Annotated in this window: 27 protein-coding genes; 17 read left to right on the forward strand and 10 right to left on the reverse strand. The window is 67.0% G+C overall.

Annotation, left to right across the window (positions count from 1 at the left end; genetic code table 11):
• Position 1: 1 nt before the first annotated feature.
• Positions 2 to 226, reverse strand: coding sequence for a hypothetical protein (locus tag PQB87_RS08460; protein WP_059682720.1), 225 nt, complete (start codon positions 224 to 226; stop codon positions 2 to 4).
• 6 nt (positions 227 to 232) lie between these two features.
• Here PQB87_RS08460 and PQB87_RS08465 point away from each other — a divergent pair, with 6 nt between their 5' ends.
• On the forward strand, positions 233 to 460 hold the full coding sequence (locus PQB87_RS08465) for a hypothetical protein (RefSeq protein WP_060062980.1): 228 nt from the start codon (positions 233 to 235) through the stop codon (positions 458 to 460).
• A gap of 101 nt (positions 461 to 561) precedes the next feature.
• Here PQB87_RS08465 and PQB87_RS08470 read toward each other — a convergent pair whose 3' ends face one another.
• Together PQB87_RS08470 and PQB87_RS08475 are read right to left on the reverse strand one after the other, a co-directional pair.
• Entirely contained in the window at positions 562 to 1,185 is a 624-nt protein-coding gene (locus PQB87_RS08470) for a phospholipase D family nuclease (protein ID WP_027787490.1), read from the reverse strand.
• Between the two features lie 343 nt (positions 1,186 to 1,528).
• Complete coding sequence (locus PQB87_RS08475) at positions 1,529 to 2,017, reverse strand: winged helix-turn-helix transcriptional regulator (RefSeq protein ID WP_059861784.1); 489 nt, start codon at positions 2,015 to 2,017, stop codon at positions 1,529 to 1,531.
• A gap of 169 nt (positions 2,018 to 2,186) precedes the next feature.
• Between PQB87_RS08475 and PQB87_RS08480 the strand changes: the two genes are divergently transcribed.
• Positions 2,187 to 2,624 (forward strand): PaaI family thioesterase, encoded by a 438-nt coding sequence (locus PQB87_RS08480; protein WP_021156998.1) that lies wholly within the window; start codon positions 2,187 to 2,189, stop codon positions 2,622 to 2,624.
• A 147-nt stretch (positions 2,625 to 2,771) separates the two neighbouring features.
• The gene (locus PQB87_RS08485) at positions 2,772 to 3,824 is read left to right on the forward strand and encodes an NADP(H)-dependent aldo-keto reductase (protein WP_059623479.1); all 1,053 of its coding nucleotides are present in this window, start codon (positions 2,772 to 2,774) and stop codon (positions 3,822 to 3,824) included.
• A gap of 77 nt (positions 3,825 to 3,901) precedes the next feature.
• Here the strand turns inward: PQB87_RS08485 and PQB87_RS08490 are convergent, their stop codons facing one another.
• Together PQB87_RS08490 and PQB87_RS08495 are read right to left on the reverse strand one after the other, a co-directional pair.
• Positions 3,902 to 5,188 (reverse strand): MFS transporter, encoded by a 1,287-nt coding sequence (locus PQB87_RS08490; RefSeq protein ID WP_021157001.1) that lies wholly within the window; start codon positions 5,186 to 5,188, stop codon positions 3,902 to 3,904.
• A gap of 35 nt (positions 5,189 to 5,223) precedes the next feature.
• Positions 5,224 to 6,645 (reverse strand): M20 family metallopeptidase, encoded by a 1,422-nt coding sequence (locus PQB87_RS08495; RefSeq protein WP_489242805.1) that lies wholly within the window; start codon positions 6,643 to 6,645, stop codon positions 5,224 to 5,226.
• Positions 6,646 to 6,811: 166 nt separating this feature from the next.
• Between PQB87_RS08495 and PQB87_RS08500 the strand changes: the two genes are divergently transcribed.
• The 4 genes from PQB87_RS08500 to PQB87_RS08515 all read left to right on the forward strand — a co-directional run bounded on the left by PQB87_RS08500 (position 6,812) and on the right by PQB87_RS08515 (position 10,536).
• Complete coding sequence (locus tag PQB87_RS08500) at positions 6,812 to 7,765, forward strand: LysR family transcriptional regulator (RefSeq protein ID WP_174414734.1); 954 nt, start codon at positions 6,812 to 6,814, stop codon at positions 7,763 to 7,765.
• Positions 7,766 to 7,829: 64 nt separating this feature from the next.
• A complete protein-coding gene (gene mnmH, locus PQB87_RS08505; protein WP_059682709.1) occupies positions 7,830 to 8,957 on the forward strand; it encodes a tRNA 2-selenouridine(34) synthase MnmH in 1,128 nt (375 codons plus the stop codon).
• A complete protein-coding gene (locus tag PQB87_RS08510; protein ID WP_059682707.1) occupies positions 8,954 to 10,012 on the forward strand; it encodes a permease in 1,059 nt (352 codons plus the stop codon). The genes mnmH and PQB87_RS08510 overlap by 4 nt, the downstream gene beginning before the upstream one ends.
• Positions 10,013 to 10,113: 101 nt before the next feature.
• Positions 10,114 to 10,536, forward strand: a complete 423-nt coding sequence (locus PQB87_RS08515) for a hypothetical protein (protein WP_059682706.1) — start codon at positions 10,114 to 10,116, stop codon at positions 10,534 to 10,536.
• A 37-nt stretch (positions 10,537 to 10,573) separates the two neighbouring features.
• On the opposite strand, the gene PQB87_RS08520 is transcribed toward PQB87_RS08515, so the two are convergent.
• Together PQB87_RS08520 and nodI are read right to left on the reverse strand one after the other, a co-directional pair.
• Positions 10,574 to 11,407, reverse strand: a complete 834-nt coding sequence (locus tag PQB87_RS08520; protein ID WP_489242806.1) for an ABC transporter permease — start codon at positions 11,405 to 11,407, stop codon at positions 10,574 to 10,576.
• 6 nt (positions 11,408 to 11,413) lie between these two features.
• Positions 11,414 to 12,328 (reverse strand): nodulation factor ABC transporter ATP-binding protein NodI, encoded by a 915-nt coding sequence (nodI, locus tag PQB87_RS08525; RefSeq protein ID WP_489242808.1) that lies wholly within the window; start codon positions 12,326 to 12,328, stop codon positions 11,414 to 11,416.
• Between the two features lie 337 nt (positions 12,329 to 12,665).
• Here nodI and PQB87_RS08530 point away from each other — a divergent pair, with 337 nt between their 5' ends.
• Positions 12,666 to 13,163 (forward strand): universal stress protein, encoded by a 498-nt coding sequence (locus PQB87_RS08530; RefSeq protein ID WP_021157010.1) that lies wholly within the window; start codon positions 12,666 to 12,668, stop codon positions 13,161 to 13,163.
• A 110-nt stretch (positions 13,164 to 13,273) separates the two neighbouring features.
• Here PQB87_RS08530 and PQB87_RS08535 read toward each other — a convergent pair whose 3' ends face one another.
• From PQB87_RS08535 to lexA, 3 genes are read right to left on the reverse strand one after another with little or no spacing between them, the layout of a single operon-like run.
• On the reverse strand, positions 13,274 to 13,987 hold the full coding sequence (locus PQB87_RS08535; protein WP_489242837.1) for a DUF2939 domain-containing protein: 714 nt from the start codon (positions 13,985 to 13,987) through the stop codon (positions 13,274 to 13,276).
• Positions 13,988 to 14,016: 29 nt separating this feature from the next.
• Positions 14,017 to 14,352: a hypothetical protein gene (locus tag PQB87_RS08540; RefSeq protein WP_301861856.1), complete on the reverse strand. Its 336-nt coding sequence runs from the start codon at positions 14,350 to 14,352 to the stop codon at positions 14,017 to 14,019.
• 26 nt (positions 14,353 to 14,378) lie between these two features.
• Entirely contained in the window at positions 14,379 to 15,026 is a 648-nt protein-coding gene (lexA, locus tag PQB87_RS08545) for a transcriptional repressor LexA (RefSeq protein WP_006754655.1), read from the reverse strand.
• A gap of 264 nt (positions 15,027 to 15,290) precedes the next feature.
• On the opposite strand from lexA, the gene PQB87_RS08550 reads away from it, so the two are divergent.
• The 9 genes from PQB87_RS08550 (at position 15,291) to PQB87_RS08590 (ending at position 25,249) form a co-directional block, all read left to right on the forward strand.
• Positions 15,291 to 16,328, forward strand: coding sequence for a sulfate ABC transporter substrate-binding protein (locus PQB87_RS08550; RefSeq protein WP_301861855.1), 1,038 nt, complete (start codon positions 15,291 to 15,293; stop codon positions 16,326 to 16,328).
• 122 nt (positions 16,329 to 16,450) lie between these two features.
• A complete protein-coding gene (gene cysT / locus PQB87_RS08555) occupies positions 16,451 to 17,344 on the forward strand; it encodes a sulfate ABC transporter permease subunit CysT (protein WP_027787480.1) in 894 nt (297 codons plus the stop codon).
• Positions 17,341 to 18,288 (forward strand): sulfate ABC transporter permease subunit CysW, encoded by a 948-nt coding sequence (cysW, locus tag PQB87_RS08560; protein WP_059496072.1) that lies wholly within the window; start codon positions 17,341 to 17,343, stop codon positions 18,286 to 18,288. The genes cysT and cysW overlap by 4 nt, the downstream gene beginning before the upstream one ends.
• A gap of 13 nt (positions 18,289 to 18,301) precedes the next feature.
• Positions 18,302 to 19,360, forward strand: coding sequence for a sulfate/molybdate ABC transporter ATP-binding protein (locus PQB87_RS08565; protein ID WP_059682702.1), 1,059 nt, complete (start codon positions 18,302 to 18,304; stop codon positions 19,358 to 19,360).
• A 75-nt stretch (positions 19,361 to 19,435) separates the two neighbouring features.
• The gene (locus tag PQB87_RS08570) at positions 19,436 to 20,362 is read left to right on the forward strand and encodes a CysB family HTH-type transcriptional regulator (protein ID WP_006484201.1); all 927 of its coding nucleotides are present in this window, start codon (positions 19,436 to 19,438) and stop codon (positions 20,360 to 20,362) included.
• Positions 20,363 to 20,859: 497 nt separating this feature from the next.
• Positions 20,860 to 21,246, forward strand: coding sequence for a DUF805 domain-containing protein (locus tag PQB87_RS08575; RefSeq protein WP_021157017.1), 387 nt, complete (start codon positions 20,860 to 20,862; stop codon positions 21,244 to 21,246).
• A 277-nt stretch (positions 21,247 to 21,523) separates the two neighbouring features.
• Positions 21,524 to 22,474 carry a sugar ABC transporter substrate-binding protein gene (locus PQB87_RS08580; protein WP_301861854.1) on the forward strand — a complete coding sequence of 317 codons (951 nt, stop codon included), beginning with the start codon at positions 21,524 to 21,526 and terminating at the stop codon, positions 22,472 to 22,474.
• Between the two features lie 145 nt (positions 22,475 to 22,619).
• Positions 22,620 to 24,233, forward strand: coding sequence for a sugar ABC transporter ATP-binding protein (locus PQB87_RS08585; protein WP_059682699.1), 1,614 nt, complete (start codon positions 22,620 to 22,622; stop codon positions 24,231 to 24,233).
• Positions 24,230 to 25,249: an ABC transporter permease gene (locus PQB87_RS08590; RefSeq protein WP_027787475.1), complete on the forward strand. Its 1,020-nt coding sequence runs from the start codon at positions 24,230 to 24,232 to the stop codon at positions 25,247 to 25,249. The genes PQB87_RS08585 and PQB87_RS08590 overlap by 4 nt, the downstream gene beginning before the upstream one ends.
• The last annotated feature ends 19 nt before the right edge of the window (positions 25,250 to 25,268 follow it).

Genomic DNA, 25,268 nt, shown 5'->3' on the forward strand with positions numbered 1-25,268 from the left:
GTCACGGGATCGTATGCCGGACAGTATCGCGCATTGCGCGGCGCATCGCCATGCCGGCAATCCGGAAGCGGGCGGTTTCGGCCTGGCCCGGATCGTTGCAGATGCGGTGAGAAGCGGGCGTCATGGGCCCGCGTTTCGCCCCGATGCGCAATCCGGTGCGCGACGTCTCAAGGTGCCCGGCGCAGTGCCGTAAACAGGGCGAGTCCAATCGTTCATCGCCTTCCATTGCACCATGGTTCGAATTCTGTACGCGGGTTATCTCGCGTTTGCGCTGTATCTTCTTTATCCGATGGTCCAGAACACGCTGGTATTCGGCGTCGCATGTGTGAGCAACGCGTTGCCGGGCGGCGCCAGCGGCTTGTCGACATCGTCGGCACGCGGCGCGGGTGCGCATGCGAATCGCTGCACGCCGATGACGCAGGCCGGTGCCGCGACGGGGCGGACGGCTGAAATCCATTAAGCAGGCAACGCGTTGGCCATTCGGCCGAATTGAGCTTCGCGCGATGCTCGCCGATCATCTGCAACACGGCGGCTCGAACACGGGGGTGAGCGCGGCGCGTGTCAGTAGCTGGAGCGGTACGGCGTGCCCTGGTCGAAACGGCTTTGCCAGTGCGTGAGATAGCGCGACGCGAGTTGCGGGTTGTTCCACACCACGACGACGTTCTCGGAATTGCGGCTGGCCGCCGACGCGCTGTAGTTGAACGAGCCCGTTTCGACGTGCTCGGCGTCGATCACGAGGTACTTGTCGTGATGGATCGCATAGGCGTCGATCGTGCGTGTCGGGATGCCTGCGTTGACGAGCAGGTTCAACGCCTGCTTGCTGCTCTTCGCGCGATTGCCCTTGTCGTCGACCACCACCGCGACATTCACGCCGCGTCGCTTGGCGGCGAGCAGTGCGCGCGTGACGGGCGGCGACGTGAACGAATAGGCGGCGACGCGGATCGAACTGCGCGCGGCGCCGATCGCTTTCAGCACCAGCGCTTCGGCACCGCCATCGGGCGAAAACGCCGATTCGACGACCTGCGTTGCGGGCGCTTCGTGAGTGGGGGCCGGTAGCCACCGCGACACGAAGTCGATCGCCTGCTGGAGCAGCGATTCGCTTTGCGTCTTGCCGAAAGCGGTGAACGGTGTGGCGAGCAGGGAGGCGGCGAGACAGGCAGCGGCGAGGCGATTGCGCGACAACATCTTGGACAGCGAATAATTTCGAGACAGCGGGCCGTGAGTGTAACGCACACGTGGCGGCCCGGTCACGTGCGGATGCTAAGGGATGACGCATCGCGAAGACCGGCGATGGCAGAGGCGGTGACGCAAAGTTGCGTTGTGCGGGATCCGTGTGTGCGATCGGGGCGATCGGCGGATGGGGGGCGATGGCGGCGCGTGAATGCGCATGCGCGGCAGGGTGTCGGCGTGCAAGCCGTGCGAGAGTGCAACCAGGTGGGCTCGCTGGAACCGGCGACAGCAGCGCGAACGCAACGAACGATCCGTGTGCGTCACGCGCTCCCGTATGCGTTCCCGTATGCGCGATGCGTCAGTCCTCGGCCGAAGCCGTTCCGGCGGCTTCTGCTGCGACCCATCCGGGGCCACGCTCCGGCTGCACGTCGCGGGCGTCGAGCGGCTCGCCGCACGCCGAGCATACGGTGACCGCGTGCATCAGGTGGCCGCAGGTACGGTGACGCAACTGCACCGGTGGCCCCTGGCCGTCGTCTTTCCAGCGGTCTCCCCATGCGGTCAGCGCAAGCAGGGTCGGGTAGAGGTCGAGGCCCTTGTCCGTCAAACGATATTCGAAACGCGGCGGGCGTTCCTGATACGCGTGCTTGGCCAGCACGCCTTCGTCGACGAGCCGCGCGAGCCGCTCCGCCAGCACATGGCGCGTGATGCCGAGCTGGGTCTGGAACGCGTCGAAGCGGCGGCAGCCGAGGAACGCGTTGCGGAGGATCAGCATGGTCCAGCGGTCGCCGAGCACGGCAAGCGTACGCGCGACCGAACAGTTCAGCGTGCCGATGTCATCCCATTTCATCGTCGAGTCTCTTGCGGCGGTTCAGCGAAATAGCGGGCTCGATTATAGAACCCGCCTTCGACTGCAACGAGCCCGGCCACGTTGACAACGACCGTGGTCGTTGTGAATAATGAGTTCCAATTTGGAACTTACTCGCGCGGCGACGCGCTTTCAACCCGGAGACAACCCGATGAACCCGCTTTCCCTGTCTGGTCTCGATCTGCTGCGCGCAGCGGTATCGGGCGATGCGCCGCTCGCGTCGATTTCCGAGACGATCCCGATGCGTCCGCTCGACGTCGAGCTCGGGTATGTGAAATTTTCGGCGCGGGCGGACGGCCGGCACCTGAACCCGCTCGGCGGCGTGCACGGCGGGTTCGCGGCGACGGTGCTCGATTCGGTCACGGGGTGTGCGGTGCATTCGATGCTTGATGCGGGCGTCGGCTACGGTACGGTCGATCTGCATGTGAAGATGCTGCGACCCGTGCCGCGCGACGTCGAGCTGGTTGCGGAAGGGCGCGTGATTCACCTGTCGCGTTCGCTGGGCGTTGCCGAGGGCACGCTGAAGACGCCGGATGACAAGATCGTCGCGCATGCGTCGGCGACCTGTTTCATCCAGCGGCCGCAGTAACGGTGGGCCGCAACGCGTTCGTCAGGGCCCTGCGCGTGAACGCTCGCACCGTACCGAAGGCCGCCTGTAAGCGTGTGCGGCACCTGTCTGAAGCGGTCGCTTCAATGTGATAGCGTTCCTGCTTTCCACCGACGCGACAGGAACAGCATGGAATACCGCACACTTGGCGATTCGGGCATCGAGGTCAGCCTGATCGGCCTCGGCACGATGACGTGGGGCGAGCAGAATTCGGAGCGCGATGCGCACGAGCAGATCGACTACGCGATCGGGCAAGGCGTGACGCTGATCGATGCCGCGGAGATGTATCCGGTGCCGCCGAAGCCCGATACGCAGGGGCGCACCGAACAGTACATCGGCACGTGGCTCGCGCAGCATCGCGCGCAACGCGAGCGCATCGTACTTGCGACGAAAATCGCGGGTCCGGCGCGGCAGCCGCACAATCCGCGCCATATTCGCGGCGAAGGCAACCAGTTCGACCGGAAGAACCTCACCGAAGCGCTCGACGGCAGCCTCAAGCGCCTGCAGACCGACTACGTCGATCTTTATCAGCTGCACTGGCCCGACCGCAGCACGACGACGTTCGGCCGTCCGGCCTATCCGTGGGTCGACGACGCCTACACGGTGCCGATCGAGGAAACCCTCGGCGTGCTCGCGGAATTCGTGAAGGCCGGCAAGGTACGCGCGATCGGCGTGTCGAACGAAACGCCATGGGGCGTCGCGCAGTTCCTGCGCGCGGCCGAGAAGCTCGGGCTGCCGCGCATCGCAAGCATCCAGAATCCGTACAGCCTGGTGAATCGCACGTTCGAGAACGGGCTGTCGGAGTTCACGCATCGTGACGGCGTCGGCCTGCTCGCGTATTCGCCGCTCGCGTTCGGCTGGCTGTCCGGCAAGTACGAGAACGGTGCGCGTCCGGCCGGCGCGCGCATCACGCTGTTCGAGCGCTTCCAGCGTTACAGCAAGCCGCAGGCCGTCGAGGCGACGTCGCGCTATGTCGCGCTCGCGCGGCGTCACGGGCTGTCGCCCGCGCAGCTCGCGCTGGCGTTCGTCAACAGCCGGCCATTCGTGCGCAGCAACCTGGTCGGCGCGACGTCGCTCGAGCAGTTGAAGGAGAACATCGGCAGCGTCGACGTGAAGCTGTCCGACGAGATCCTCGCCGAGATCGATGCGCTGCATGAGCTGCAGCCGAACCCGGCGCCGTAAACGGCGCGCGGCCCGCGCGGCGACGATGCCGCGACGGGCCGCACCGGCGGCGCGTCGCCGCGCCGTCGTTTCTTCCGTTATCGCATCTTGAGCCGGGTGCGCGCGACGAACAGCGCGACGAGGCTCAGCACCGCACACCCCATCAGGTAGAGCGCCGGCGACAGCCGGTTGCCGGTCGCGCTGATCAGCCAGGTGATGACGAACGGCGCGAAGCCGCCGAACAGCGTGACTCCCGTGTTGTAGCTGACCGCGAGCCCCGTTGCGCGCGTCTGCGACGGGAACAGCTCGGCCATCAATGCCGGCAGCGCGCCGCAGTACATCGCCTTCAGCGCGCCGATCCAGACCAGTGCGGCGAGCATCGTCGCGAACGACGCGTGGCGCGTGAGCCAGGCGAACGTCGGCCACACGCTGACGAGCATCAGCACGGCCGCGGCCGCCATCATGCGGATCCGCCCCGTGCGATCGGACAGGTGGCCGACGACCGGCGTGACGAGCGTGAGCACGAAACCGGTCGCGAGCGTCGCCGCGAAGCCCGTCGACGCGGGCAGGCCGAGCTGCTTGATCGCATAGGTCGGCATGTACAGCACCATGTAGTTGATCGCGGTCGAGATCACGAGCGCGCCGATCGACAGCAGCAGCCGCAGCTTCTGATCCGCGAACAGTTCGCGCACGGGCGCTTCCGAGCGTGCCTGCGTCTTGAACTCGACGCCTTCGTCGACGTAGCGGCGGATGTACAGCCCGACCGGGCCGATCGCGAGCCCGAACAGGAACGGCACGCGCCAGCCCCAGCTTTCGAGTTGCGCGGTTGTCAGCGTGGACGTCAGCAGCGCACCGAAGCCCGATGCGAGCAGCGTCGCGAGGCCCTGGCTCGCGAACTGCCAGCTCGACATGAAACCGCGCCGCTGCGGCGCGTGCTCGACGAGGAACGCGGTCGAGCTCGCGAATTCGCCGCCCGCGGAAAAGCCCTGCATCAGCCGCGACAGCATGATCCCGAGCGGCGCGAGTATGCCGATCGATGCGTAGGTCGGCATCGACGCGATCAGCAGCGTGCCGGCCATCATCATCGCGATCGACAGCAGCAGCGACGCCTTGCGGCCCGCGCGATCCGCGTACGCGCCGAGCACGAAGCCGCCGATCGGCCGGATCAGGTAGGACAGGCCGAACGTGCCGAGCGTGAGCATCAGCGACGTCGCTTCGCTCGTGGCGGGGAAGAACAGCTTGGCGATCGTCACCGCGAAGAAGCCGTAGACGATCAGGTCGAACCATTCGAGTGCATTGCCGATCGACGCCGCGAAGATGATGCGCCGGATCTTCGCGGCGCTGGGGAGGGCGGCTTCCTGCGAGGTCAGGGTGGTCGTGTTCATCGTGTGGGCAGGTCCCGTGAAAGGGGCGAAGCGCGTTACAGGGTGGTGCCGGCCGCGGCGGGCGCCGCGCGGCGAACGGTCGGTGCGTCGTCGCCGAGATCCCAGAAGAGGCCGGCCATCATCTGCAGCCCCTCGCTGACGACGCTCGCGAGCAGGTGCTCGTCGGGCGCGTGCTGCGAGCACGCAGGGTACGAATGGGGTACCCACAGGGTGGGCAGCCCGAGCGTGTCGGCGAACACTTCGTTCGGCAGCGTGCCGCCGAGATTCGGCAGGATCGCGGGTTTCTTGCCGGTGGTCCGCGCCAGCGACGCGACCGCCCAGCGGACCCACGGATCGTCCGGCGGCACGCGCGTCGCCGGTGCACCGCGCTCGACGTCGATCTCGATGTCGGCGAAGCCGTGCGCATCGAGGTGCGTGCGCAGGTGCGCATGCAGCGCCTGCCAGTCGGTGCCGACGACGAAGCGCAGCTGGCAGTGCGCATACGCGGCGGGCGGGATCGCATTGACGGGGTGCTCGGGGTTGCCGGCCTTGAATGCGAGGATCTCGAACGTGTTCCAGCCGAACACGCGCTCGGGCGCGGTAAGGCCGGGCTCGCCCCAGCCGGCGTCGAGCGCCGGATCGCCGGGGCCGCCGCCGACGCGGAGATCGGCGAGCGCCTCGCGCACGGCGGCCGGGATCGGCGGCGGACGCAGCCCCGCGACGCGAATCGCGCCGCGCGCGTCGACGAGGCTCGCGAGTGCGTGCGCGAGCACGATTGCCGGATTGCGCAGCAGCCCGCCCCAGTTGCCGGAGTGATGCGCGCCGTCACGGGCGCGCAGGCTCAGCTTGAAATTGACCGAGCCGCGCGAGCCGAGGAACACCGTGGGGCGCGCGGCGGCGATGCGCGGGCCGTCGGACGCGATCAGCACGTCGGCCGCGAGCGCGTCGTGCTCCTGACGGCACAGTGCGTCGAGGCCCGGCGAACCCGTTTCCTCGCCCATCTCGATCAGCAGCTTCGCGTTGAAGCCCATCCGGCCGCCGCGCGCGTCGAGCACGCTCGCCAGCGCGGCCAGGTTGATGGTGTGCTGGCCCTTGTTGTCGGCGCTGCCGCGGCCGTACCACCGGTCGCCGTCGGCCGTCAGCGTCCACGGCGAAAGCGGTGCGCGCCACTGCGCGTCGTAGCCGCGCACGACGTCGCCGTGGCCGTAGATCAGCACGGTCGGCCGTGCATCGTCTTCGTGGCGCGATGCGAGCAGGAACGGGCCGCCGCCGTCGACGGGATTGTCGACGATCCGCGACGTGAAGCCGAGGCGCGCGGCCTCGGGTGCGATCTCGTCGGTCAGGTAGGCGCGCAACGCGGCACCGTTGCCGCTCTCCTGGCTTTCGGTCCGCAAGCCGACGCGGCGGCTCAGGGTCGTGAAGAACGCACCGGATTCGAACTGGTTCAGCGCGTGCTGGATGGCGGCGGTACGGCTCAAGTCGTGTCTCCTCTGTCGGGTTCGCTGCACGTGGCGGATCGTGCGTGCAGGGTGAAGTGCGACCGATTCTAGAAAACCGTTTTTTTTGTCACAATGATCGAATTTCGAACCTTTCTTTGCCGAAAAGGCAAAGCAGCGCGGCCGGCAGCCGGGTGGAGACAGAACGATGGCGGCTTTCCTGCATGGCCTGGCGTTGCGGTATTTCGTCGAGGTGGCGCGCACCGGTTCGATCAGCGACGCGTCCGCGCGGCTGCACGTGGCCGTCTCGGCGATCAGCCGCCAGATCGCGAAACTCGAGAGCGAGCTCGGTGCACCGCTGTTCGAGCGCCGGCCGCGCGGGATGGCGCTGTCGGAGGCCGGGGAGCGGCTTCTGGCGTTCGCGCAGCGCAGCCTGCTGGAGGCCGAGCACGTGATGAAGGACATCGGCGGGCTCGACGCGCTGCACGGCAGCCTGCTGAAGATCGCCTGCTCGGAAGGGTTCGCGATCGATTTCCTGCCCGGCACGCTCGCGCGCTTCAAGGCGCGCCATCCGGGCGTCGATTTCTCGGTGTGGGTCGTGTCGCCGGCGGAAGCGACGCGGCGCGTGCGCGACGGTGACGTGGACATCGCGTTGAGCTTCAGCCTCGCGCCGGAGAAAGGCGTGCGCGTCGAGCATACCGAGCGCGCGCCGATCTTCGCGCTGGTGCGGCGCGACCATCCGCTCGCGACGCGTGAAGCGGTGTCGCTCGCCGATGTCGCGCGTCACCCGCACGTGCTGCCCGAGGCCGGCACCACGGTGCGCCAGCTGATCGACATCGCATGCGCGCTCGACGGGCTGCTGCTCGAGCCTGAACTGACGAGCAACAACACGGCGGCGATGTACGGTTATGCGCGGCGCACGGGCGCGGTGATGTTCACGGGGCTGCTGTCGGTGCGCGACCGCTGCGCCGCGGACGGCTTCGTCGTCGTGCCCGTGACGAACCCGCAGTTGCGCGAGCGCAGCATCCAGGTACAGACGATGGCGGGGCGCGATCTGCCCGCGTCGGTTCGCGCGTTCCGCGACCATCTGATCGACGCGATGCAGGCCGCATCGCCGCCGCCGGCCGCCGTGCGCGGCCCGAGACGCCGGCCCGTGAGATAATCGCCAATCCGCCTTCCGTGCCCATGCGGCTCATCGAGCCGCATCGCCCCTGTTCGACGCCAAATTGAAGAACCTGATTGTCACCCTCGATCGCGCCGGCGAGTTCGACGAGATCATCGACGTGCGCACGCCGCTCGAGTTCGCCGAGGATCATATCCCCGGCGCGCTGAACGCGCCCGTGCTCAGCAACGAGGAGCGCGTGCTCGTCGGCACGATGTACCGACAGGTGTCGCCGTACGAGGCGACGCGCGTCGGCGCGGCGATGGTGGCACGCAACATCGCACGTCATCTCGACACGACGTTCGCCGACCGGCCGCGCAACTGGCGGCCGCTGATCTACTGCTGGCGCGGCGGCAAGCGCTCGGGCTCGATGACGACCTGGTTCAACCTGATCGGCTGGAAGGCGCGCCAGCTCGACGGCGGCTACAAGTCGTACCGCCAGTCGGTGTGCGCGACGCTCGACTCGCTGCCGACGCGCTTTCGCTACATCGCGCTCGTCGGCCATACGGGCTGCGGCAAGACGCGCCTGCTGAACGCGCTGCGCGACGCGGGCGCGCAGACGCTCGATCTCGAGGCGCTCGCGTGCCATCGCGGTTCGCTGCTCGGCGCGCTGCCGGGCAAGCCGCAGCCGGCGCAGAAGGGGTTCGATTCGGGGCTCGTCGAAACACTTGGGCGTTTCGACCCCGAATGGCCGGTGTTCGTCGAATCGGAAAGCCGCAGGATCGGGCTCGTGCAGTTGCCGATCGCGTTGATCGAAGCGTTTCACGCAGGGCCGTGGGTGCATGTCGACGCGGCACACGACGAGCGCATCGCGTTCCTCCTTGACGATTACGCGCACCTGTTCGACGAACCGGACGCGTTCAAGGCGCAGCTGCACCGGCTGATCGGCCTGCACAGCCGCGAACAGGTGACGCACTGGAAGGCGCTGATCGATGCCGGCGCGCGTGCCGAACTGTTCACCGAACTGATCGACAGGCATTACGATCCCGCCTATGCGCGCACTTATCGCGCGACGTACAACAAGCCGAACCGGGCGCTGACGTTCACGTTCCGACCCAACGCGGCCGATGCGTGCGACCAGGCGCGCACGCTGCTGGCGCAACTCGCGCAGGCCGGGCTGCCCGCGTCGGCTGCGCTTGCGGCAGGCGTGAAGCCCGCCACCGACAATAACCAATCGACGATCACACGATGACGACCACACGCACCCAACCCAGTCCGGCACTCGGCTGGATGACCTTCCTGCTGATCGCGGTCGCGGGGCTGTTCTATGTGAAATGGTTCCCGTACTACAACAAGGCGTTCGTTGCCGCCGAGCATCATTCGATCGGACAGTCGATCCTGATGGGCACGTCGGCGGCCGCGCCCGAGCCGTCGCTGAAGGCCGCGCTCGACTACGCATGGGCGTACGGCAAGGCGATCTGGCAGGCGATGGTGCTCGGCTTGCTGCTCGGTTCGGCCGTGCAGGCGCTGCTGCCCGCGCACTGGGTCGCGCGCGTGCTCGGCCGCACCGGCTTCGGCAGCGTCGCCGCGGGCGGCCTGCTGTCGCTGCCCGGCATGATGTGCACGTGCTGCGCGGCGCCGGTCGTCGCGGGGCTGCGCGCGCGCCATGCCTCGCCGGGCGGCGCGGTCGCGTTCTGGCTCGGCAACACGGTGCTGAACCCGGCGGCGCTGGTTTTCATGGGCTTCGTGCTCGGCTGGCACTGGAGTGCGTTGCGCCTCGTGCTCGGCGTCGCGATGGTATTCGGGATCGGCTATCTGCTGAACCGGATCGCGCGCCCTGAAGACGCCCGCATCGACGATGCGCAGCTCGCCGCGCTGGCGGCCGAGCAGGCCGCGGCCGGCAATCCGTTCGTCCGCTGGATGAAGCTGCTCGCGCGCATGGCCGTGCGGCTCGTGCCCGAATACATCGTGCTCGTGCTGCTGCTCGGCGCCGCGCGCGCATGGCTGTTCCCGCATATCGGCCCGGACATCGGCAATCATCTCGGCTGGATCGTCGCCTTCGCGGTCGCGGGCATGCTGTTCGTGATCCCGACGGCGGGCGAGGTGCCGATCATCCAGGCGATGCTGTCGCTCGGCATGGGCGTCGGCCCGGCCGCCGCGCTGCTGATGACGCTGCCGCCGATCAGCGTGCCGTCGCTCGCGATGCTCGCGCGTTCGTTCAAGCCTTACATGCTGGCCATCGTCGCGATCCTCGTCGTCGTGTTCGGGATCGCGAGCGGCCTGCTCGCGGTCGCGCTCGGGTTCTGACGCGCGCAGGCGGTGCGCCGGCCGGGCGCAATCGTCGTATTCATCCGGTGCCGCCGTTTCACGTGTGCGGCGCCATTTACAAGAAGCAAACAGGAAAACGCATGACCCAACCGAAGATTCATCCTCGACTCGAAAAGGCGCTGACGCGCGGCGATCTCGCGATCCGCCAGGCCAATTCCGCGCGGGCGACTGCCGTGCTGAACGCACTCGGCACGATGATCATCGAGGCCTCCGCTACGATCGGCGTCGAGGCCAGCATCGACATTCCGCAAGGCGACCGCATTTACGATCCGGTCAACGGCCTGTGGCCGCAGAAGATGCTGGTGTCGTTCGACGGCCCGGTGGACGAGGCCGAAAAGGAAGAGCTGCGCTCGGTTTATCTGGTCGCCGACGATCCGGGCACGCAGTTCCGCGTCGAATGGCATCGCGCGGACGGCAAGCTCGGCCGCCAGGAAGGTGGCCCGCTTGCGACCGTCGCGTTCCTGACCGACGTCGAGATCCCGTGGAGCGACGACGACGAGTAACGTCGTCGCATGAAGCCGGCGCCCGGTGCGCCGGCCGTCAGCGCATCATCCGCCGCCGGAACAGCCAGGCGGACAGCAGGAACCCGCCGATTGCGTAGCCGGCGAGCACCGCGACATGCAGCGCGACGTCGGTCGCCGGCCGGCCGAGCATCGCGGGCCGGATCAGCTCGACGGCGTTCGCGAGCGGCAGTGCCTGCGCCGCGTGCCGCGCGATCGGCGGCAGCTGCGTGGTCGGGAAGAACACGCCCGACAGCAGCAGCATCGGCGTCAGCACGAGCGTCTGATAAAACATGAAGAAATCGTAGGACGGTGCGAGCGCCGTGACGATCATCGCGATGCTTGCGAACGCGAGGCCCGCGAGCGCGATCACGGGCAGCGCCGCGAGCATCGACGGAAACTGCGCATAACCGAGCGCCCCCGCGACGAGCATGATCGCGGCCCCCGACAGCATCGCCTTGCTGGCCCCCCAGACGATCTCGCCGAGCACGATGTCGCCGAGCGCAAGCGGCGTATGCATGATCGCTTCCCAGGTGCGCTGCACGTGCATCCGCGAGAAACCCGAATACATCGACTCGAAGCTCGCGGACATCATCACGCTCGAGCCGACCGTACCGGCCGCGAGGAACGCGATATACGACACGCCGTCGACATGGCCGAGCATCAGGCCGAGCCCGAACCCCAGACCGAACAGATAGATCATCGGATCGGCAAGATTGCCGAACATCGACGCGAGCGCGAGCTTGCGCCAGACGAGATAGTTGCGCCGCCAGACGGCAATCCAGTTGGTTGCGTTCGCGGGCATCGCGATCGCGAAGCGTGACACGCGCGGCGGTGCCGACGGGGCGGTGGTGGAATAGTTGCGCACGTCCATGATCGATCAGTCCTGCATTTCGCGGCCCGTGAGCCGCAGGAACACATCTTCCAGATTGGCCGGGCGATGCAGATAGCGCAACCCCGTGCGACCCTTGAGTCGCGCACTGAGCGGTTCCGGGTCGCTCACGTAGCAGAACAGCGTCTCGCCGCTGATTTCGGTGTGCTTCGCGAACGCCGCCAGCTCGTCGCGCAGCGTGGCCGGATCGGGCCCGTAGATCTCGATCACGTCGCAGCCGATCTCCGATTCGATCAGCGCGTGCGGCGCTCCTTCGGCGATCTTGCGGCCTTCCTCGATCACGCACAGCCGGTCGCACAGGCGCTCGGCTTCTTCCATGAAGTGCGTGGTGATCAGGATCGTCTTGCCTCGAGCGAGCAGCGAGCGCAGGCGTTCCCACATGAGGTGGCGCGCCTGCGGGTCGAGGCCCGTCGTCGGCTCGTCGAGCACCAGCACATCGGGATCGTTGACGAGCGCACGGGCGAGCGTGAGTCGGCGCTTCATGCCGCCCGACAGCTCGCCGACCTTCGCATCGGCCTTGTTCTCGAGCTTCGCGAATTCGAGCAGGGGTTTCACGAGCGCGTGCGCAGCCTGCGCCGACATGCCGAAATAGCGGCTGAAGACGAGCAGGTTCTCGCGCACGGTGAAGTCGGGGTCGAGATTGTCGAACTGCGGGACGACCCCGACACGCTGGCGCGCATGTCGCGCACGCGATGGAACCGGTTCGCCGCAGAGCGAAATGGTGCCTGCATCGGGGTGCGTGAGGCCGAGCAGCATTTTCAGCGTGGTGGTCTTGCCTGCGCCGTTGGGGCCGAGCAGGCCGTAGCATTCGCTGGCCTGCACGGTGAACGACAGGCCGTTGACGACAAGCTTGTCGCCATAGCGCTTTTCGACGTTCCGGAAATCGATCGGTGCAACGAGCATGGGTATGTTGTCGTTGTATGCGGGCGCGGCAGCGTTTCGCTGCCGGATGCGTGGCCGGTTGGCGAACCGATCGGACGATTGCCTGTCACACGGGCATGACCGAAGCGCACGACGCCGGCGCCTGGTGGCCCGCTGGAGTACGAACGGGCCATTCTAGTGCATCGGCTGCGTCTCTTCAGGGCATGCCTGCGCGGTGCGATGCATGCGCGCACCGATCGTGCACCGCATCATCGCGCACGCGCCGCGCGGGGCGAATCCGCGTTTTCCATCCCTTGCGTCCTGAATTGCGGCGCACCATGATGAATGCGTAGGCTCGTTGTTGCGATAGGGAGGTTTCATGGCTAGCTACAACAAGATTCTGCTGTGTTACGACGGCACGCTCGAAGGGCGCAAGGCACTGCGCTGCGGCGCCAATCTCGCGATGGACCTGAAGGCCGAGACGCATTTGCTGTCGGTCGTCGACATGCGCTCGAGCATTGCACAGAGCGCGGGCTTGCTGACCGACGTCGCGTGCGGCCGGTTCGAGGAAACCGCGCGTGAAATCCTGCAGGAAGGGGTGAACTGGCTGCGCGAGCGCGGCGTGCAGGCCGAAGGCCATTTCGCATTCGGCTATCCGATCGACGAAATCGCGAATCTCGCGACGGAACTGAACGCCGATCTCGTCGTCGTCGGCCACCGATGCCGCAGCGGGCTGTCGAGGTGGTGGATGGGCTCGGGCAACACGCAACTGCTCGATCGCGTGAACTGCAGCATTCTGGTTGCGTGTTCGTCGGCGCAAGAGCAGAAGGCCGAAATCGCACGCGAGCGTGAAGCGGCCACGGCGAACGGCAAATGATCCAATGATTCGATGACTGCGCGGCTGGCGAACCGTGCCGGTCGGGCAGTCATGCCGCCTCAGTGGCTCGGGCGCTAACCCCGAGCCAGTCAAGTCCCTGTCGAGCCCTGTCAAGCGTGCAGGTCGATTGCGGACAACTTCCACGAGAACAGGCCGAAGCGGTGGAATATCGCCGCATAGCGCGTGCCGTCGGCACTGCGCTGGTAGGTCACGACGAATTCATCGATATTCCGGTAGCCGGCGCTGGTTTGCTGCTGATGCGGCGAATGCGCTGCATCGACCTGGCTGGCCGGCGCGGCAGCAGCAGGGGGCGGCGATGATGCGGCTGCCGCGTTGCTGCCCGGAGCGGCTGCGCTTGCCGAAGCCTGATTGGGTGCCGGTGCGGCCGGCGTGTTGCCCGGTGCATCGCTGCCTGATGGCAGATTCGACAAGTCAGGTGGACGCTCCCCCGGATTGCCACGCGGTGGCAATCCGCTCATCAGCGCGGCCACGCCCTCCGGGGTCGCGTATGCATCGACCAGCGGGCCGATCAATGCCGACCCGATCAGTGCACCGAGCACCGCGAACGGATTGCCCTTCTTCACCGCGTCGATCCGGCGCATCAACTCTTCCGTGACCTGCTGCTTCAGGCTGATGCGCAGCGACGGAAAATCGACATATTCACTGATGGCCTGCGCATCGCGCGCATCGATCGCCGTTTTCAGGCGGCCGAGCGCGACGTACGGCGACGCGTAGGCATAGCCGATCGCCGCAACGGCGGCGATGGCCAGCACGATGATCAGCAGGGGTTTGAGCCGCCATGCGCGGCCCGAAGATCCGGTCACGTTGCCTCCGGTGCGGGGATGTTCCGCAATCAGAGACCGCCAGGCGTTGCCGATCGTTCCTCTGCAATGCAGCGATCGATCATCCGGCACACGGCATCGATCGTGCCGACCATGATCAGGCGTGAACGACCGTGATAGACGCGCACCGGCGCGCGACGCGCGGGTTCCGCGTGATTCAGGCCGGCGTTCAGCGATACCCGCGCGAAAGCGGGGAGCGCAGACGGCAGCAGGGACGCCTGCCGTTCGACTGCGACTTCTTCTTGCACAGGCGCCGCCACGGACAGCGGTGCGCAGGGCGTGCGGCCGCGCAGGTGACGCAGGCGACCGAATTGACGGAAAGGCAGCAGGCGGGCAAGGCGTTCCATGATGTTCTCCTCAGCGAGACGGAATGTCAGAGTTCGCCCGAGCGGATCAGCCCGACGGCGATGCCTTCCAGCGCGAATTCCGCGCTGCCGGCCTTGACGAAGATGTTTTCGTAATCCGGGTTCTCCGCGATCAGCTCGAGACCGCCCGGCCGGCGCATCAGGCGCTTGACCGTGACGTCGTCGCCGAGACGCGCGACGATGATCTGGCCGTCCTTCGCTTCCGTGCGCTTCTGCACGGCGAGCAGGTCGCCATCGAGGATGCCGGCGTCGCGCATCGACAGGCCGCGCACCTTCAGCAGGTAGTCGGGCTTGCTGGTGAACAGCGCGGGATCGCACGCGTAATGCTGCGAGATGTGCTCCTGCGCGAGGATCGGGCTACCGGCTGCCACACGGCCGACGAGCGGCAGCGACAGCTGCATCAGGCCGGCGTGCGGGAGCGTGAACTGGTGCGGGGCATCGTCGATGCCGAGCAGGCGGATGCCGCGCGACGCGCCGGCGGCCAGCTCGATCACACCCTTGCGCGCCAGCGCGCGCAGGTGCTCTTCGGCCGCATTCGGCGAGCTGAAGCCCAGTTCGGCCGCGATCTCGGCACGGGTGGGCGGGAATCCGGAGCGCTCGATCGCGCGACGGATCAAGTCGAACACTTGTTGCTGACGGGCGGTGAGTTTGGTCATGGCTCAACTGTATGGATAGACAGTGAGCTGTATTTTTATACAGTAGTTCGCGAATTTCAAGTGTTACGTGAGGTTCGACGCGATCACGCCGGTTCCGGCGTGATTTTGCGACGTCCGGACGCCGGTTTATCTGCCGCAACCGTCCATCCCGTCTGCGTTAGCACTTTTGAGTATTAAAAAATGAGGAACGATTATTTTTAATCATGTAACCCGTTCGCTAGACTGGCCCGACATCGCAATACCGACAACACTGGAGAACCAAGGATGGGCAAGCGCAATACGGGGCTGGTGGGCGGAGTGGGCCGCCTGATCGCAACACTCGCGCTGGGCGCGGCGGCGGCGCTGGGCGTCGCGACGCACGCGCAGGCCGATACGACCTTCCTGAACGTGTCGTACGACCCGACGCGCGAGCTGTATCAGGACTTCAACCAGGCGTTCGGCAAGGAGTGGAAGGCGAAGACGGGCGAGACCGTCAACTTCAAGCAGTCGCACGGCGGTTCGGGCGCGCAGGCGCGCTCGGTGCTCGACGGCCTGCAGGCCGACGTCGTCACGCTGGCGCTGGCGTACGACATCGACGCGCTCGCGAACAAGGGCCTCGTCAACAAGGATTGGCAGAAGCGCCTGCCCGACAACGCGTCGCCGTATACGTCGACGATCGTGTTCCTGGTGCGCAAGGGCAACCCGAAGGGGATCAAGGACTGGGACGACCTGACCAAGCCGGGCATCTCGATCGTCACGCCGAACCCGAAGACGTCGGGCGGCGCACGCTGGAACTACCTGGCCGCATGGGCGTACGCGCAGCACAAGCCGGGCGGCAACGAGCAGACGGCGAAGGAATTCGTCACGAAGCTCTACAAGAACGCGGGCGTGCTCGATTCGGGCGCACGCGGCGCGACCACGAGCTTCGTGCAGCGCGGGATCGGCGACGTGCTGATCGCATGGGAAAACGAGGCGTTCCTGTCGGTCAAGGAATTCGGTACCGACAAGTTCGAGATCGTCGTGCCGTCGGTGAGCATCCTGGCCGAGCCGCCCGTCGCGGTGGTCGACAAGGTGGTCGACAAGAAGGGCACGCGCAAGCTGGCCGAGGCGTACCTGAACTTCCTGTACAGCCCGCAGGGCCAGGAGATCGCGGCACGCAACTACTACCGGCCGCGTTCGAAGAACGTGCCGGCGGAGCTGACCAAGCAGTTCCCGAAGCTGAAGCTGTACACGGTCGACGATACCTTCGGCGGCTGGACGAATGCGCAGAAGACGCATTTCGCGGACGGCGGCGTGTTCGATTCGATCTACAAGCCGCAGTAACACCATAACGACAGCGGCGCGCCACGACAGCGCGCCGCACCCTCGGCGGGCCGCCGGCGCAAAGCATCGCGCCGGCGTTTGCGTCGGACCCATGAGCAGCATCGACCCAGCAAGAGCATCCGATGACGACGTACACCTTTCGCAAGCCGAGCGCGCTGCCCGGTTTCGGCGTGACGCTAGGCATCACGGTGGCCTATTTGAGCCTCGTGGTGCTGATACCGCTCGCCGCCACGTTCCTGAAGACCGCGACGCTGTCGTGGGACCAATTCGTCACCGCCGTCGCGTCGCCGCGCGTGCTCGCGTCGTACCGGCTGACGTTCACGTCCGCACTCGGCGGCGCGCTGATCAACGCCGTGTTCGGCTTCCTCGTCGCGTGGGTGCTCGTGCGCTACACGTTCCCGTTCAAGCGCCTCGTCGATGCGATCGTCGACCTGCCGTTCGCGCTGCCGACGTCGGTTGCCGGCATCTCGCTCGCGGCCGTCTACGCGACCAACGGCTGGGTCGGCCAGTATCTCGCGCCGCTCGGCATCAAGATCGCGTTCACGCCGGCCGGTGTGCTGGTCGCGCTGACCTTCATCGGGTTGCCGTTCGTCGTGCGCACCGTGCAGCCGGTGCTCGAGGATTTCGAGCGTGAGCAGGAGGAGGCGGCCGCGTGCCTGGGTGCGTCGCGCTGGCTGACGTTCCGCCGCGTCGTGCTGCCGGCCGTGCTGCCGGCGCTCCTCACCGGGTTCGCGCTCGCGTTCGCGCGCGCGCTCGGCGAATACGGCTCGGTGATCTTCATCGCCGGCAACGTGCCGATGAAATCCGAGATCACGTCGCTGCTCATCATCACGAAGCTCGAGCAGTACGACTACGCGGGCGCGACCGCGCTGGCGGTCGTGATGCTGGTCGTGTCGTTCCTGATGCTGCTGCTGATCAACACGCTGCAGTGGTATCTGCAGCGCCGCACGAGCAAGGGCGCGAGCGGTCCCGCGCCTGCGACCGTCACCGCCGCCGCAGCAGGAGGCCAGCAATGAGCCAGGAGGCCACCGTCGTGCTGAAAACCCCGTCTTCGGCCGCGCAAGGGCGCGCCGCGAAGCGGCTCGACCCCGTCAGCGAGTCGCGCGTCGTGCGCTGGCTGCTCACGGGCATCGCGCTGGCGTTCCTTGCGTTCTTCCTCGTCGTGCCGCTCGCCGCGGTGTTCGTCGAGGCGCTGAGAAAAGGCGTCGGCTTCTATCTCGAATCGCTGGCCGATCCCGACGCGTGGTCGGCGATCAAGCTGACGCTGACCGTCGCCGTGATCGCCGTACCGCTGAACCTCGTGTTCGGCGTGTGCGCGTCGTGGGCGATCGCGAAATTCGAATTCCGCGGCAAGGCGCTGCTGACGACGCTGATCGACCTGCCGTTCTCGGTGTCGCCGGTGATCTCGGGTCTCGTGTACGTGCTGCTGTTCGGTGCGCAGGGCTGGCTCGGGCCGTGGCTGCAGGCGCACGACGTGCAGATCATCTTCGCGGTGCCGGGCATCGTGCTCGCGACGATCTTCGTCACGTTCCCGTTCGTCGCGCGCGAGCTGATTCCGCTGATGCAGGCGCAAGGCACCGACGAGGAAGAAGCCGCGCGCGTGCTCGGCGCGTCGGGCTGGCAGATCTTCCGCCGCGTGACGCTGCCGAACGTGAAGTGGGGGCTGCTGTACGGCGTGATCCTGTGCAACGCGCGTGCGATGGGCGAGTTCGGCGCGGTGTCGGTCGTGTCGGGCCATATCCGCGGCGTGACCGACACGATGCCGCTGCACGTCGAGATCCTGTACAACGAATACAACTTCGCGGCAGCGTTCGCGGTGGCGTCGGTGCTCGCGCTGCTCGCGCTCGTCACGCTCGCGCTGAAACTGATCGCCGAGCGTCATCTCGCCGCCGAACTGGCGGGCGCGAGCGACACCGTTCCCGCACACGCCGGCCCCGCCGCCGTTTCGTCGAAATCGTAAAGAGGCAACCAGAATGGGTATCACCGTCCGTAACCTTCAGAAGCGCTTCGGCGATTTCACGGCGCTCGACAACGTGTCGCTCGACTTCCCGCCCGGCGAACTGGTCGCGCTGCTCGGGCCGTCCGGCTGCGGCAAGACCACGCTGCTGCGCGTGATCGCGGGCCTCGAGCACGCGGACGCCGGCCAGGTCGTGCTGCAGGGGCTCGACGTCGCGTCGGTTGGCGCGCGCGATCGGCAGGTCGGGTTCGTGTTCCAGCACTACGCGTTGTTCCGCCACATGACCGTGTTCGAGAACGTCGCGTTCGGGCTGCGCGTGAAGCCGCGCCGCGAGCGGCCGTCGGAAAGCGCGATCCGCGACAAGGTGCACGAGCTGCTGAAGCTCGTGCAGCTCGACTGGCTCGCGCAGCGTTATCCGTCGGAGCTGTCGGGCGGCCAGCGCCAGCGCATCGCGCTCGCCCGCGCGCTCGCGGTCGAGCCGAAGGTGCTGCTGCTCGACGAGCCGTTCGGCGCGCTCGACGCGAAGGTCCGCAAGGAACTGCGCAGCTGGCTGCGCCGTCTGCACGACGACCTGCACATCTCGACGATCTTCGTCACGCACGACCAGGAGGAGGCGCTGGAAGTCGCGGACCGCATCGTCGTGCTGAACCGCGGCCACGTCGAGCAGGTCGGCAGCCCGCAGGACGTCTACGATCATCCGCAGAGCGCGTTCGTCTACGAGTTCCTCGGCGCGGCCAACCGGCTGCCGGGCACGGTCGCCGGGCGCGGCTTCGTGGCCGAGGGCGCGGCTGCGCCGATCGAGGTCGATGCCGATTTCGCGGGTCCTGCGAACGCGTATGTGCGGCCGCACGACCTGCAGCTCTGGCCGGCGGGCGAAGGGCACCGTGACGGCATCGCGGTGGACGTGCGCCGCGTGATTCCGCTCGGCGGTTCGGTGCGCGTGGAGCTCGAGGCGCGCGCAGGCGGCGCGCTCGAGGCGGAACTCGATCGCGACGCATGGCGTGCGCTGTCGCTGCAGGTCGGCGACGGTGCGACGGCCGTGCCGCGCGCGGTGCGTGTGTTTCCCGCGCGTTGACGCCAGAATGCAGGGCAGGGGGCGGAGCGCGCTCCGATCAGACAATCAAACAACGACAGCCTAAGAGGCATACCCATGAATTTTCAGCAATTGCGGTTCGTGCGCGAAGCGGTGCGCCAGAACATGAACCTGACGGAAGTCGCGAACGTGCTGTACACGTCGCAGTCCGGCGTGTCGAAGCAGATCAAGGATCTCGAGGATGAGCTGGGCGTCGACATCTTCATCCGGCGCGGCAAGCGGCTGACGGGGCTCACGGAGCCCGGCAAGGCCGTGCACCAGCTGATCGAGCGGATGCTGCTCGATGCCGAGAACCTGCGCCGCGTCGCGCGCCAGTTCGCCGACCAGGACAGCGGCCACCTCGTCGTCGCGACGACGCACACGCAGGCGCGCTATGCGCTGCCGAAGGTGATCCGGCAGTTTACCGACGTGTTCCCGAAGGTGCATCTCGCGCTGCGCCAGGGCAGCCCGCAGCAGATCGCGCAGATGATTCTGAACGGCGAGGCCGATCTCGGCATCTCGACCGAAGCGCTCGACCGCTATCCGGACATCGTCACGTTCCCGTGCTATTCGTGGCACCACACGGTCGTCGTGCCGAAGGGCCATCCGCTCGTCGGTCGCGAGAACCTGACGCTCGAGGAAATCGCCGAGTACCCGATCATCACGTATGACCAGGACTTCACGGGCCGCTCGCACATCGACCAGGCGTTCACGCAGGCGGGTGCCGTGCCCGACGTCGTGCTGACCGCGATCGACGCCGACGTGATCAAGACCTATGTCGAGCTCGGGATGGGGATCGGCGTCGTCGCGGCGATGGCCTACGATCCGCAGCGCGACACGGGGCTTGTCGCGCTCGATACGCAGCACCTGTTCGAGGCGAGCACGACGCGGGTCGGCCTGCGCAAGGGCGCATTCCTGCGTGCGTATGCGTACCGGCTGATCGAGATGTTCGCGCCGCACCTGAACGAAGCCGAAATCGCGGGGCTGTTGCGCGAAGCCGTTTGACGACAGTACGTCGTGCGCCGTCCGCGCGATCACCGCGGATGGCGCGACGTCCCGTCATGCATCAGGCGGCGGCAGGCGATCTGCCGCCTCCCTGGTTGTTCGACCCAGACTCACCGAATCACCGGCCGCAATCGCGGTTTCCTGCCGATTCATCCCCGCACTCGGCGCATGACATGCGCTCGCCTGCCAGCGAGAAATCAAGACGGCACGTTCGAGCGCCTCGCATCGGGCCTTGCCATCCTGCATACCGGCCGCCCCGTTTCTCCTTGTATGTGATTCAATGCGCGTGAATACCGGCTGACGGGTGTTGACGCGACTCCTAGGCACCATCCCGACCGGCCCGCTTCAACGACACCCTGCGCGACGCCGGAACGAAGCGCGGGGCACATGACCGACAGCCCGTTCGCATGCGCAAAACAACGCACGCGGATTGCCCGTTCAGACACATTCGGCAACATGGCGCACAGCACGCAACACGCGTGACGAAGAGGTAAACAATGAACCTGAAATGGTTTCTCTTTTCCTTCGAAGGCCGGATCGGGCGCCTGCCGTGGTGGATCTACGCGCTGGTTTCCGCGTTGCTCAGCGTGTTTTTCGATGCGGATTCGCACCGCTCGCCGGATGACGATCTGCCGCTGCTGGCGATGCTGGTGCTCGTCGTGGTCGCCGTCGTCGCGGCGTGGTCGTCGATTGCGGTCGGTGTGAAGCGGCTGCACGACATCGACAAGTCGGGATGGTGGATGCTGTTGCTGTTCGTGCCGATCGTCGGCGCGCTCGCGTTGTTCGTGATGAATGGCTTCATCGCCGGCACGCCGCATGCGAACCGATTCGGCGAGCCGCCGTCAGCCGATGAAGACGAGCCGGCGCCGCGGGATCCGGCGTGACACGCGCTCCGAATAAACCCTTAAATATTGATCAGACAGGTTGCGCGCCGGCGCGAATCGGTACAGCATAGCCTTCACTCCGCCGGCTTCCCGCCGGCGGAGGCGCGTAAACAACAGCACGCGTCAGGCAGTCGGCCGTCTGCCTCGCTTCCATTCCGTGGTACCGACAGCAGCATCGATGGCCATTGCCCGGGTAGTGTGGCGCAAACGTTTGCTCACATTAAAACAACAGTCAAACAATAGTCCGGCCCCTGGGGCCGGTCGCCAGGAGATGTGTATGAATGTCCTCTTTCGCCGTCGTTTCCTGACCGCCGCGCTCGCCGCCGTCGCGGTTGCCGCCGCACCGGCCGTCCATGCGCAATCATCGGCCAAGCCGAAGGTCGCGCTCGTGATGAAGTCGCTCGCCAACGAGTTCTTCCTGACGATGGAAACGGGCGCGAAGGAATACCAGAAGCACAACGCGAACCAGTTCGACCTGATCACCAACGGCATCAAGGACGAGACCGACACCGCGAACCAGATCCGCATCGTCGAGCAGATGATCGTGTCGAAGGTCGACGCGATCGTGCTCGCGCCGGCCGATTCGAAGGCGCTCGTGCCGGTCGTGAAGAAGGCGGTCGACGCCGGCATCATCGTCGTGAACATCGACAACCGGCTCGATCCCGACGTGCTGAAATCGAAGAACCTGAACATACCGTTCGTCGGCCCGGACAACCGCAAGGGCGCGCGCAAGATCGGCGATTACCTCGCGAAGCGGCTGAAGGCGGGCGACCAGGTCGGCATCGTCGAAGGCGTGTCGACGACGACCAATGCGCAGCAGCGCACGGCCGGCTTCCAGGACGCGATGAAGGCGGGCGGGATGAAGGTCGTATCGGTGCAGTCCGGTGAATGGGAGATCGACAAGGGCAATGCGGTTGCGGCCGCGATGCTCAACGAATACCCGAACCTGAAGGCGTTGCTGTGCGGCAACGACAACATGGCGATCGGCGCCGTGTCGGCCGTGCGCGCGGCCGGCAAGCAGGGCAAGGTGTTCGTGGTCGGCTACGACAACATCAACGCGATCAAGCCGATGCTGAAGGACGGCCGCGTGCTCGCGACGGCCGATCAGTACGCGGCGAAGCAGGCCGTGTTCGGCATCGACACGGCGCTCAAGGCGATCTCCGAGCATCGCAAGCAGGCCGACATGTCGGGCGTGGTCGAGACGCCGGTGGATCTCGTGACGAAGTGACGCAACCCCGATACGGCCGCCGCCCTCAAGAATCGGGCGCGGCGGCCGTTATCAGGGGTGAGCGCGATCACGGCCACTGCATGCACATGCACTTGTGAGCGTCATACCCGCGCGCCGCGTGCGCGCGGCCGCAACCAGGATCGCGATGGACCCGACTTCCCAACCCTCCCGCGCAGCCGCTCCCGTGCTGTCCGTATCCGGCATCGGCAAGACCTATGCCGAACCCGTGCTCGCCGAGGTCACGCTGACGCTCGACGCGGGCCACGCGCTTGCGTTGACGGGCGAGAACGGCGCCGGCAAGAGCACACTGTCGAAGATCATCGGCGGGCTCGTCGAGCCGACCGCCGGCACGATGCAGCTGGGCGGCCAGCCCTATGCGCCGGCGAGCCGGACGCAGGCCGAGGCGCTCGGCGTGCGCATGGTGATGCAGGAGCTGAACCTGCTGCCGACCCTGACGGTCGCCGAAAACCTGTTCCTGAACCGCCTGCCGCGGCGCTTCGGGATCATCGATCGCGCGCGGTTGCGCGACGACGCACGGGCCGCGATGGCCCAGGTCGGGCTCGACATGGTCGATCCCGATACGCCGGTGGGCGCGCTCGGCATCGGCCATCAGCAGATGGTCGAGATCGCGCGCAACCTGATCGGCGACTGCCGCGTGCTGATTCTCGACGAACCGACCGCGATGCTGACCGCGCGTGAAGTCGAGCTGCTGTTCGAGCAGATCGACCGGCTGAAGGCACGCGGAGTCGCGATCATCTACATCTCGCACCGGCTCGAGGAACTCGCGCGTGTCGCCGAGCGGGTCGCCGTGCTGCGCGACGGCCGGCTCGTCCATGCGGGCGACATGGCGGCGACGACGTCCGACGGGCTCGTCACGCTGATGGTCGGGCGCGAGATCGGCGAGCACATCGATCTCGGCGAGCGCCGTATCGGCGCACCGCGGCTCGTCGTGTCGGGCCTCGCCCGCGGGACGGCGGTGCGCGACGTGTCGCTCGAGGTGCGCGCGGGCGAGATCTTCGGGATCTCGGGGCTGATCGGCGCGGGACGTACCGAACTGCTGCGGCTGATCTACGGCGCGGATGCGCCGGATGCGGGAACGATCGCGATCGGCCAGCCGCCGAAGCCGGTGCGGATCGGCTCGCCCGTCGAGGCGGTGAAGCACGGCATCGCGCTGATCACCGAGGATCGCAAGGGCGAAGGGTTGCTGCTCACGCAGTCGATCACCGCGAACGTGTCGCTCGGCCAGCTCGACCGGCTGGCGCGCGGCGGCATCGTCGACAGCGCGCGTGAAACGGCGCTCGCCGAGCAGCAGATCGACGCGCTGCGAATCCGCACGCACGGTGCGGCGCAGGCGGTCGGCGAACTGTCGGGCGGTAATCAGCAGAAGGTCGTGATCGGCCGCTGGCTCGCGCGCGACATGGGCGTGCTGCTGTTCGACGAGCCGACGCGCGGGATCGACGTCGGCGCGAAGTTCGAGATCTACACTTTGATGGGCGCGCTCGCGCGCGAAGGCCGCGCGCTCGTCGTCGTGTCGAGCGACCTGCGTGAGCTGATGCTGATCTGCGACCGGATCGGCGTGATGTCGGCCGGCCGCATGACCGCCGTGTTCGAGCGCGGCAACTGGACCCAGGATGCACTGCTGGCCGCGGCGTTCGCCGGCTTCGGCCGCGAGACGCCGCCGGACGGCGCACGGCATCCGGACGCGGGGCAGGCGCAAGGCGCCGCTCCGGGCACTTCGACGACAGGACGACAGCAATGACCCAGCCTCCCGTATCCCCGACCGACGCAGGCGCGCAGCAGGACGTGACGGGGCGCCGCGCGCGCACGCTGTCCGGCACGCGGCTCGGCCTGTCGAACTATCTCGGGCTCGCCGGCGCGCTTGCCGCGATGATCGTGCTGTTTTCGACGCTGAGCTCGCATTTCCTGACCTACGATACGTTCAGCACGATCGCGAACCAGATTCCCGATCTCGTCGTGATGTCGGTCGGGATGACCTTCGTGCTGATCATCGCCGGGATCGACCTGTCGGTCGGCTCGGTGCTCGCGCTCGCCGCATCGATGGTCAGCGTCGCCGCGCTGAAATGGCAGTGGGGGCCGCTGCCGGCTGCGCTGATCGGCATCGCGGTCGCGACCGTCACGGGCGCGCTGACGGGTGCGGTCACGGTCGGCTGGCGGATCCCGTCGTTCATCGTGTCGCTCGGCGTGCTGGAGGCCGCACGCGGCCTCGCGTATCAGCTGACGAATTCGCGCACCGCCTATATCGGCGACGCGTTCGATTTCCTGTCGAACCCGATCGCGCTCGGCATCTCGCCGGCGTTCCTGATCGCGGTCGCGGTGATGATCGCGGCCCAGTTCGTGCTGACGCGCACCGTGTTCGGACGCTATCTCGTCGGGATCGGCACGAACGAAGAAGCCGTCCGACTTGCCGGGGTTAACCCGAGGCCGTATAAAATTCTCGTATTCGCGCTGATGGGTGCGCTCGCGGGGCTCGCGTCGCTGTTCCAGATTTCGCGGCTCGAGGCGGCCGACCCGAACGCGGGCGTCGGCCTCGAACTGCAGGTGATCGCGGCCGTCGTGATCGGCGGCACGAGCCTGATGGGCGGGCGCGGCTCGGTGATCAGCACGTTCTTCGGCGTGTTGATCATCTCCGTGCTGGCCGCGGGGCTGGCGCAGATCGGCGCGAACGAGCCGACGAAACGGATCATCACCGGCGCGGTGATCGTGGTGGCGGTCGTGCTCGATACGTATCGCAGCCGGCGCACGCGCGTGCGGTAGAAAGACAGACAGAACAGAC

It is taken from the genome of Burkholderia sp. KL41 (assembly GCF_057005415.2).